This window comes from Curtobacterium sp. B8, assembly GCF_000333315.1.
GTDB lineage: Bacteria > Actinomycetota > Actinomycetes > Actinomycetales > Microbacteriaceae > Curtobacterium > Curtobacterium luteum.
The window spans coordinates 1-7,596 of record NZ_BACW01000555.1 but is presented as its reverse complement, the minus strand read 5'-3'; the positions used below and the strand labels follow the sequence as shown (position 1 = coordinate 7,596).

Here is a 7,596-nt window from a genome sequence, read left to right as displayed (position 1 = left end):
TGGGCGCAGCACATCATGGGCGGCCGCCTCGCGGACGGGTTCCAGATCCGATGACCACCAGCACCAGCACCAGCACCAGCACCAGCAGCACCAGCACGGAAGGCGACCCGATGACGGACGCGACCCTCCTGGCGGAACCCGCCCCGGGCCTCCAGGCAGCACCAGGCCGAGGCGGCGGACTCCTCGTCCGCGGACTCCGCAAGCGCCTCGGTGGCCGCGACGTCGTCGCGGGCATCGACCTCGACGTCGCGCCGGGCGAGCTCGTGTCGCTGCTCGGCCCGTCGGGCTGCGGCAAGACGACGACGCTCCGCATGGTCGCCGGGTTCCTGCCCGTCGACGACGGCACCGTCACGATGGGCGGGCGGGACGTGACCGACACCGGTCCGGAGCGACGACCGAGCGCGATGGTGTTCCAGAACTACGCGCTGTGGCCGCACATGACCGTCACGCAGAACGTGGCCTTCCCGCTGCGCACTCGTCGCGTGTCGAAGCAGCAGACCGCCGACCGCGTGCGGGCCGCCCTCGAACTCGTCGGGCTGAGCCACCACGCGACCTCGAAGCCGACCGCGATCTCGGGCGGCGAGCAGCAGCGGGTCGCCCTCGCCCGCGCGGTCGTGCAGGAGCCGGACGTGCTGCTGCTCGACGAACCGCTGTCGAACCTCGACGCGAAGCTCCGGGTCAGCGTCCGCGACGAGATCCGCCGCATCCAGCAGCGCCTCGGCATCACGACGGTGATCGTGACGCACGACCAGGACGAGGCCCTCAGCGTCTCCGACCGCATCGCGGTCATGCACGACGGCCGGATCGAGCAGATCGCGGCACCCGCGGAGCTGTACGCGCGGCCGGCGACGGAGTTCGTCGCCTCGTTCATCGGCTCGACGAGCGCGGTCGGCGGACGCTTCGCGATCGGCGTCGACAGCCGTCCGGGCGACACGGTGCTCGTCCGTCCGGAGCAGGTCGTGCTGTGCGACGACTCGCCGCTCACGGCGACGGTGTCGCGGGTGCTCATGCGGGGCCACTTCGCCGAGGTCGTGCTGCGCGCCGACGACGACGAGCTCCGCGCGTTCGTCAGCGGGCCGCCGCCGTCGGTCGGCGACGCGGTCGGGGTGCGGCTCGGCCACGTGCTCGTCTACCGCGAGGGCGTGCTGGTCGGGGGTGCCCGGTGAGCGCGGAGGTCGCGGTCCCGGCGTCCGGGACCGCGCCGCAGGTCGGGGCGGGTCCGGTGGTCGGGTCCGGCCCGGTGGTCGGGTCCGGCCCGGCGGTCGGGTCCGGCCCGGTGGTCGGGTCCGGCCCGGTGGTCGGGTCCGACCCGGCCGGGAGGCACGGTGCGACCCCGCCACGGCTCGTCGCCCACCGCGGTGCGCCGCGCGTCCGGCGGGAGAACACGATGCCCGCCGTCGCGGTCGCGGAGGCGCTCGGCGCGACGACCATCGAGGTCGACGTCCGGCGGACGGCGGACGGCGTCGCGGTCCTGCTGCACGACGAGACCCTCGGCCGGATGTGGGGCGACGCGCGCCGCGTGGCCGACGTGCCGTGGTGCGAGGTCGCCCGGCTCGGCAACGGTCTCGACCGCATCCCGCGGCTCGACGCCGTCCTGGAGCGGCTCGACGGGGGCCGGTCCACCCTGCTCGTCGACCTCACCGACCCCGCCGACGCCGAGGTGGCCGCCCGGACGGTCGCGGCCTCGACCACGACGACACCGGTCGCCTGGTGCGGAGCGCCCACCGCGATGGCCGCGGTCCGCGCGGTCCTGCCCGAGGCCGACGTGTGGCTCGCGTGGGAGTCGCTCGAGCCGCCCACCGTCGACGACATCGCGACGCTGACCCCGTCGACCCTGAACCTCGACGTGGCGTTCCTCACGCCGCGCACCGTGGCCGTCGCGCACGAACTCGGCCTGCAGGTCTCGGTGTGGACCGTCGACGACGCCGAACCCGCGCTGTGGGCGGCGCGGGCAGGCGCGGACTCGATCACGACGAACGACCTCGCGGCGCTGCACGGCGCGTTCGCGGCCGCGGAACGGGACGGCTGGCCGGAGCCCGAACGCGAGCCGACCGAGGCCGAGGTGGCCTCCCGCGCGCAGTCCCTCGCGCACCGCGTCGCCCACGAGGTGATCGCCTTCACCCGTGAGCACCCCGTCGGCGTCGTCGCCACGAAGGCGCACGCCGCAGACCTCGTCACCGACGTGGACCGCCTCGTCGAGCAGCACGTCCGGGGGCGGGTCCGGGCGGTGTTCCCGACGCACGGCTTCACGGGCGAGGAGTACGGCGAGGCACCCGGCGACCGTCACCGCTGGTACCTCGACCCCGTCGACGGCACGACGAACCTGGCGAACGGCGTGCCCTGGACGTCGATGTCGCTCTGCCTCACGCGCGGTGGCCGGCCGGTCGTCGGGGTCGTGGCCGACCCCTGGCGTGGCGAGGTCCTCGAGGCCCGACGCGGCCGGGGGGCCGTCCTCCGCGACCGGGTCCTGCGGCTCGACGACGACCCGCGTCCGCTCGCCGGTGCGGTCGTCGGCACGGAGCTCGACGGGCACCGGCCGTGGCCCGGGTTCGGGGCGTTCCTCGACGCACTCGCCGCGCGGGCCTGCACGCTGCGGGTGCAGGGCTCGGGCACGCTCACGATCGCGCAGGTCGCGGCGGGGCGGGGCATCGGGGGGTGCGTCTCGGCGTTCGACCCGGTCGACCACGGCGCCGCGGTGCTGCTCGTGCACGAGGCCGGCGGCGTCGTCCTCAGCCGCACCGGGCCGGTCGACGGGTTCCCACCGCTCGGCGAGCCGTTCCTCGTCGCGCACCCCGGCGCGGCCGACGAGCTGCACGCCGTCTGGACCGCGGCGCTCGGCGTTCTCTGAGTCGGCGTACAGGGAGCGGACCCCTGCCGCTCGTAGGCTCGGCATTCCCAGCACCGCCCCACACTCCCGAAGGAGCACGGACCATGGGTTTCCTCGATCGTCTGCTCGGCCGCCCCGAGCGACCCCGGCAGGACCAGAACCAGTGGGGCCAGCCCCAGCAGCCGCAGCAGCAGGGCTACCGGTACGGGCAGCAGTCGTACCAGGTGCCGGCCTCGTCGCCGACGTGGAGCTCCGGTGCGCCGGACGGAGGGCGACCGGCCTGGCAGTCGGGCGCACAGGCGGGCGCCGCGACCGACGACGAGCGCGCCGTCGAGCGCTACCGGTACCTGCTGCGCACGGCCCCGCCGGAGCGCATCGAGGAGGTCCACGCCGAGGCGTTCGCGACCCTGACGCCCGAGCAGCGCCGCATGGTCTACGACGAGTTCACGCGGACCGCCCCGGCCGGTGAGGCCCCGCGCGGCGACGACCCGCGCTCGCTGGCCCAGGCGGCCACCCGCTCGGAGATCCGGCAGCCCGGGTACGTGGAGCGTTCGCTCGGCGGGATGGGCGGCGGGTTCGGCGGACGCCAGGGCCCCTCGTTCGGTCGGATGGTCGGCGCGTCGATCCTCGGGACGGTGGCCGGGTACGTCATCGGCTCGGCGATCATGAGCGCCTTCCTGCCCGACCCCGGATCGTTCGACGGCGGTACCGACGCCGCGGATGACGGTGGTTCGGGTGACACTGGTGGCGGGTACGACGAAGCGTCGGCCGACGGCGGCTCCGACTGGGGCGGTGACTTCGGCGGTGACTTCGGTGGTGACTTCGACGTCTGACCCGGTGTTCCGGCCCGCCCGGACCGTCCACAGGCACGCGGTCACCCGCTGACATACTGGTATTCTCCATGCTCGACGAAGGAGCGACATGGCGATCATCGAAGCCACGGGGCTGACGAAGACCTACCGGTCGAAGTCGGGTCCGGTGCACGCCCTGGCCGGGCTCGACCTCGCCGTCCCGCAGGGGACGGTGAAGGCCCTGCTCGGCCCGAACGGTGCGGGCAAGACCACCACCGTCAAGGTGCTGACGACACTGATCACGCCGGACAGCGGTTCCGCGACGATCGACGGCGTCGACGTCGTCCGCGACCCGCAGGCGACCCGGCGGTCGATCGGCGTGTCCGGGCAGTACGCGGCGGTCGACGAGAACCTCACCGGGTTCGAGAACCTCGAGATGATCGGCCGGCTGTACCACCTCGGGCGGCGCACGGCCCGGCAGCGGGCGCGGGAGCTGATCGACGTGTTCGACCTGGCCGAGGCGGGTGACCGGCCGGTGAAGGGGTTCTCGGGCGGCATGCGGCGCCGCATCGACCTCGCCGGCGCGCTCGTCATGAACCCCCGCGTGCTGTTCCTCGACGAGCCGACGACCGGGCTCGACCCACGGAGCCGCCTCGCGCTCTGGGACGTCATCGAGGGGCTGGTCGCCGACGGCGCCACCGTGCTGCTGACGACGCAGTACCTGGAGGAAGCGGACCGTCTCGCGGACGACATCGCCGTCATCGACGGCGGGACGGTCATCGCCGAGGGCACGGCCGACCAGCTCAAGGCCCAGGTCGGCGGGCACCGGGTGGTCGTCACGCTCGTGGACGCGGCGGACGGCGACGCGGCCACCACGGCGTTGCGGCGGTACGGGGTCGGCGACGTCGAGGCCTCCGGCGACGGACGGACGTACGCGGTCGCGGTCGACGCCGGACCGAGCGCGCTCCAGCGCGTCCTCGCCGACCTCGGCGAAGCCGGGATCGAACTGCACGACGCGGGCATGCGCCGGCCCACGCTCGACGACGTGTTCCTCCGGCTCACCGGGCACGCCGCGACCGCCGACGAGTCCGACGACCCCGCCCCGACGAAGCCGGGTCACACGAAGCAGCCGGGCCGCACGAAGCAGAAGGAGTCGGCGCGATGACCGCCACCACCACCACGGCGCCGGGCCGGGCGCTCCCCGTCGTGATCACCGCACCCGCCGCCGTCTGGGTCGAGGACGGGTGGACGGTCACGAAGCGCAACCTCATCAAGATCAAGCGCTCGCCGGACATGCTCGTGTTCGCGGTCCCTGCACCGATCATGTTCGTGCTGCTCTTCAGCCCAGTGTACGGCGGGGCGATCGCCGTGCAGGGCACCGACTACACACAGTTCCTGATGCCGGCATCTTCGCCCAGACGGTGGTGTTCGGTGCCACGTTCTCGGGCTCCCCAATGGCGCAGACCTCAGGAAAGCCTGATCGACCGGTTCCGACCCTCCGATGTCGGCGTCGGCGGTGCTCATCGGCCGGACGAACTCCGACCTCGTGCTCAACGGCATCTCGATGGTGATCATGATGCTGACCGGGCTCGCGGTCGGGTGGCGGGTGAACTCCTCCGCGCCGGAGTTCCTCGCGGGCGTCGGGCTGCTCCTGCTGTTCAGCTACGCGTTCAGCTGGGTGATGGCGCTGCTCGGCATGAGCGTGAAGACGCCCGAGGTCATCAACAACGCCTCGTTCATGATCCTGTTCCCCCTGACGTTCGTCTCGAACGCGTTCGTGCCGAGCGACACCCTGCCGCTGGTGCTCCGGGTGTTCGCCGAGTGGAACCCGGTGTCGTCGCTCGTGCAGGCCGCGCGCGAGCTCTTCGGCAACGTCGGGACCGCACCGGTGCCGGACATCTGGACCATGCAGCACCCGGTCGTCACGGTGCTCATCGGCATCGCGGTCATGCTCATCGTGTTCGTGCCGTGGGCCGTGAGCAAGTACACCCGCATCAGCGCGAAGTGACGCGGGATGTGGAGCCCGACAGGGTGTACGGCGCGTCCGGCGAGACCGCTTAGCATCATCCAGTGACCGCGACCGAACCCCGACGCCTGCCCGAGCGTCGCTCTCGTCTCAAGCGCTGGATGCTCGAGGGCACCGACCGTGGCGCTTCGCACCAGGGCCCGCACCAGGTCGAGGTCGAGAAGACGCACTCGTGGTGGCGTGTCATGTGCCTCACCGGCGTCGACTACTTCTCGACGCTGGGGTACCAGCCCGCCATCGCCGCGCTCGCCGCCGGGCTCCTGTCGCCGATCGCGACCATCGTCCTGGTCCTCGTGACACTGTTCGGCGCCCTGCCCGTGTACCGCCGCGTCGCCCAGGACAGCTTCAAGGGCGCCGGGTCGATCATGATGCTCGAGAAGCTCCTGCCGTGGTGGGCCGGCAAGCTCTTCGTCCTGGTGCTCCTCGGCTTCGCCGTCACCGACTTCATGATCACCATGACGCTCTCGGCGGCGGACGCGACGGCGCACATCGCGGAGAACCCCTTCACGCCGCAGTGGTTCACCGAGATCCCGGTGCCGCTCACCCTCGCGCTGCTGCTGCTCCTCGGTGTCGTCTTCCTGCGGGGCTTCAAGGAGGCGATCGGGATCGCGGTCGCCCTGGTCGCCGTCTACCTCACGCTGAACGCCGTCGTGGTCGTCGTGGCGCTCTGGCACGTGTTCGAGCACCCGACGGTGGCGAGCGACTGGTGGAGCGGCCTCACCACCCAGCACAGCAACCCGCTCGTGATGATCGGTATCGCGCTCGTCGTGTTCCCGAAGCTCGCGCTCGGCCTGTCCGGTTTCGAGACCGGCGTCGCCGTCATGCCGCAGGTCCGCGGTGACGCCGCCGACGCCGGTTCCGCCCGGCCGGAGGGCCGCATCCGCGGCACGAAGCGCCTGCTGACCGTGGCGGCGATCATCATGAGCACGTTCCTCATCACGTCCTCGATCGTCACGACGTTCCTCATCCCGCAGCGCGAGTTCCAGGCCGGCGGCCAGGCGAACGGACGCGCACTCGCGTACCTCGCGCACGAGTACCTCGGCGGCGTGTTCGGGTCGGTGTACGACTTCTCGACGGTCGCGATCCTGTGGTTCGCGGGCGCGAGCGCGATGGCCGGACTCCTCAACCTCGTCCCGCGCTTCCTGCCCCGCTACGGGATGGCTCCCCAGTGGGCGCGGGCGACCCGGCCGCTCGTCGTCATCTTCACGCTCATCGCCTTCGCGATCACGATCCTCTTCCAGGCCAACGTCGACGCGCAGGGTGGCGCCTACGCCACCGGTGTCCTCGTGCTCATCACCAGCGCAGCGGTCGCGGTGACGCTCTCGGCCCGGCGCAAGGGGCAGAAGAAGCGCACGATCGGCTTCGGCGTCATCACCGTGGTCTTCGTATACACGACGGTCGCGAACGTCATCGAGCGTCCGGACGGCGTCCGGATCGCGGCGGTGTTCATCATCGCGATCGTGGTCGTGTCGCTCGTCTCACGGGTCCGGCGGTCGTTCGAGCTCCGCGCGTCGTCGATCGAGCTCGACGCCGTCGCCCGGCAGTTCGTCGAGGCCGACGCCGACCAGTTCAGCTCGGTCTGCATCATCGCCAACGAGCCCGGGGCGGGCACGGCCGAGGCCTACCGCTCGAAGGGGCGTGAGGAACGACGCGACTCGGGCATCCCCGCGCGCGTGCCGACGATGTTCCTCGAGGTCCTGCCCGCCGACTCGTCCGACTTCGAGGAGGACCTTGTCGTCGAGGGCCACGTCGTGCACGGACACCGGGTCCTCCGGGTGCGGTCCGGCAACGTCCCGAACACCATCGCTTCGACGCTCCTGGCGATCCGCGACCTCGCCGGGGTCGTCCCGAGCATCTACTTCGAGTGGAACGAGGGCAGCCCGATCCAGAACGCGCTGCGCGTCGTCTTCACCGGGGTCGGCGACGTCGCCCCCGTCACGCGCGAGTCTGCG

Annotated in this window: 5 protein-coding genes and 1 pseudogene; all 6 read left to right on the top strand. The window is 72.3% G+C overall.

What is annotated here, in order from left to right; genetic code table 11:
• Nucleotides 1-50 precede the first annotated feature (50 nt).
• A complete protein-coding gene (locus I59_RS14955; protein WP_022904561.1) occupies nucleotides 51-1,166 on the top strand; it encodes an ABC transporter ATP-binding protein in 1,116 nt (371 codons plus the stop codon).
• Nucleotides 1,163-2,848 carry an inositol monophosphatase family protein gene (locus I59_RS22330; protein ID WP_022904560.1) on the top strand — a complete coding sequence of 562 codons (1,686 nt, stop codon included), beginning with the start codon at nucleotides 1,163-1,165 and terminating at the stop codon, nucleotides 2,846-2,848. The genes I59_RS14955 and I59_RS22330 overlap by 4 nt, the downstream gene beginning before the upstream one ends.
• Nucleotides 2,849-2,931: 83 nt before the next feature.
• The gene (locus tag I59_RS20140; RefSeq protein ID WP_022904559.1) at nucleotides 2,932-3,660 is read left to right on the top strand and encodes a hypothetical protein; all 729 of its coding nucleotides are present in this window, start codon (nucleotides 2,932-2,934) and stop codon (nucleotides 3,658-3,660) included.
• Nucleotides 3,661-3,748: 88 nt separating this feature from the next.
• The gene (locus I59_RS14940) at nucleotides 3,749-4,783 is read left to right on the top strand and encodes a daunorubicin resistance protein DrrA family ABC transporter ATP-binding protein (protein ID WP_022904558.1); all 1,035 of its coding nucleotides are present in this window, start codon (nucleotides 3,749-3,751) and stop codon (nucleotides 4,781-4,783) included.
• A pseudogene (locus I59_RS20135) lies at nucleotides 4,780-5,626 on the top strand (ABC transporter permease). Before I59_RS14940 ends, I59_RS20135 begins: the two are co-directional and overlap by 4 nt.
• 119 nt (nucleotides 5,627-5,745) lie before the next feature.
• Nucleotides 5,746-7,596, top strand: a 1,851-nt coding sequence (locus I59_RS14930) for a hypothetical protein (RefSeq protein ID WP_022904557.1), incomplete at its 3' end; no start/stop codon positions are given.